This is a genomic window from Methanobacterium formicicum (genome assembly GCF_029848115.1).
In the GTDB taxonomy this organism is placed as follows: Archaea; Methanobacteriota; Methanobacteria; order Methanobacteriales; family Methanobacteriaceae; genus Methanobacterium; species Methanobacterium formicicum.
In genome coordinates this window covers 7,501-9,250 of record NZ_JARVXG010000019.1, presented here as the reverse complement: position 1 = coordinate 9,250, position 1,750 = coordinate 7,501, and the positions used below count along the sequence as shown (strand labels likewise).

Genomic DNA, 1,750 nt, shown 5'->3' with positions numbered 1-1,750 from the left:
AGAAACATGAAAAAACTAAGACCCTAAAAGTTATTAAATTAAAAAAGGGCAGCAATTAAAAAAAATAGTTTATAGTTTCAAAAAATAGAAAAAAGAAGTAATGAGGCCTTTAGCTCCTTATAGGTGCTTCCAGGCCGGCCATTTTAACTCCGGTCATAGCCGATGACTCTACAGTCAGGGCCCGCAGGTCATCTTTCTCCAACTTCAGAAGGTCAGTGTTACCTGCCTGCTGGGTTAACATCACTGCTTCTTCAGTCATGGCTTCAATGAACCGGGCCACTCGTTTACCACCTTCGATGTAATCCAGTCTCCTTCTAAGTTGTGGGTTCTGGGTGGCTATTCCCTTACGGCAGGTTCCAGCATAGCACATCTGACAGACACGGCAACCGATACTTACCAGGGCACTGGTGGCAATGTAACAGGCGTCAGCTCCCAGGGCTATGGCTTTGGCCACATCGGCACCATTCCTTATACCTCCCGCAGCAATCAGGCTCACATCTTCCCGCAGGTTGATGTGTTTGAGGGCCTCGTCTGCTTCCACGATAGCGGCAATGGTGGGCACTCCACTGTGTTCGGTGACCACGTCTGGTCCGGCTCCAGTTCCTCCCTGCATACCATCCACTACTATGGCATCGGCTCCGGCCTTGGCTGCGATCTTCACATCGTCACTGACCCGTCCACTGGTGAATTTCACCATGATGGGTACTTTCCAGTCGGTTATTTCCCTAAGCTGACTGATCTTCATGGAAAGGTCTTCCGGGCCAACGATATCCATGTGCCGGGCCGGGCTCAGGGCATCGGTCCCTTCGGGTATCATCCTGATCTTGGAGACCTCGGCAGTAACCTTTTCTCCCAGGAGGTGGCCTCCCATACCAGATTTTGCTCCCTGGCCTATTTTGATTTCCACGGCATTGGATTTATTTAAATATTCAGCACTCACACCGAAACGGCCAGAAGCGTACTGGGCAATGAGTTTGTTGGCATATCTACGTTCTTCAGGGAGCATTCCACCTTCTCCGGTGTTGGTGGCAGTACCTGCCAGGGTGGCACCCATGGCCAGGGCGATCTTGGCTTCTTTAGATAGGGCCCCGAAACTCATAGCTCCGATCATGATAGGTGTGTCTAATACCAGGGGGTTTTCAGCGTAACGGCTTCCTAGAACTACCCTGGTGTTGCAGGGTTCCCGGTATTTATCGATGGGTGGCCGGGAAACCTGGGCCGGTACAATTACCAGATCATCAAAGGTGGGTATGGGCCGAGTGGCACCACATCCCCGGACCTTGTAGGATCCTTCGGTGGATTTCCGGTTGATCTCCACCAGATCGTTGAAACTCCATACATTCCTAACATCCTGGGGTATGGCACTAACTTCTATGGCATTGTTAGGGCACATTTCCTCACAGATACGGCAGCCCACACATTTTTCATGGTGCAGGGGGTATGGTTCATCATCCACTATCTCGTACACTCCGTGGGGACAGTTGTTGTAACAGGAGTAACAGTTCTTACACAGGTTTTCGTCCCGGTTGTCGCAGAGATACCAGCAGCAACCTGGACGTCCGAAGTTTCTCAGGCAAAGTTCCTGGTTTCTTTCAATTTTAAAAGGCATCTAGGACACCTCCTTTTCCTTATTATCATTATCCTTCAATACTTTGAACACGGGACAGGCTGAGTATTTGGTCCCTGCTGCTTTCTTAACTTCTTCTGTGTCGGAAGTAAGTACTGCCTCTGGTTTCCAGGGATTTTGTTC

2 protein-coding genes (1 of these 2 cut by a window edge) are annotated in these 1,750 nt (G+C 49.9%); both read right to left on the bottom strand.

Annotated features, from left to right (window positions below; all coding sequences use genetic code 11):
• Positions 1-109: 109 nt before the first annotated feature.
• Positions 110-1,609, bottom strand: coding sequence for a glutamate synthase-related protein (locus QC759_RS00890; protein WP_048072253.1), 1,500 nt, complete (start codon positions 1,607-1,609; stop codon positions 110-112).
• Positions 1,610-1,750 carry the end of a Coenzyme F420 hydrogenase/dehydrogenase, beta subunit C-terminal domain gene (locus tag QC759_RS00885; protein ID WP_048072252.1) on the bottom strand. 963 nt of this gene lie beyond the right edge of the window, so 141 of the gene's 1,104 nt are visible here — the last part of the coding sequence; the start codon falls outside the window, past its right edge; its stop codon occupies positions 1,610-1,612.

What these genes read in the sequence shown, in the direction of transcription:
- QC759_RS00890 (WP_048072253.1), bottom strand. Translation starts at nt 1,609, where the DNA reads ATGCCTTTTAAAATTGAAAGAAACCAGGAACTTTGCCTGAGAAACTTC.